This is a genomic window from Streptomyces sp. GbtcB7, from assembly GCF_019091445.1.
Classification (GTDB): Bacteria; Actinomycetota; Actinomycetes; order Streptomycetales; family Streptomycetaceae; genus Streptomyces; species Streptomyces mirabilis.
Genome location: NZ_JAGXJM010000635.1, coordinates 1 through 236, shown reverse-complemented (window position 1 = coordinate 236; position 236 = coordinate 1). Strand labels below are relative to the sequence as shown.

Sequence of the window (236 nt, the reverse complement as noted above, 5' to 3'; positions counted from 1 at the left end):
CATGCTCCCCGGGATCCAGTCGGCCGGCCGGTTCCGCTCCAGCCAGTCGGCTACCTGCTGGGGCCCCGGGAGGTCCGGGCCGGGGGAGCCGGGGGGCCGGTCGTACGACTCCAACTCGGCGGGCCAGCGCGGGACCTGCCGTTGGAGGAACCCCTCGGGGCGCCCCACCCCGGCCAGGCCGACCGGGCGGGGGTCGACCGACCCGAGGGCGGCCAGGGCATCACCCGCGGCCAGGC

Annotated in this window: 1 protein-coding gene; it reads right to left on the bottom strand. The window is 79.2% G+C overall.

The window, feature by feature from the left end:
• Positions 1–236: phosphotransferase (locus KVT44_RS57080; protein WP_368857630.1), on the bottom strand; the 236-nt coding region annotated here is incomplete at both ends.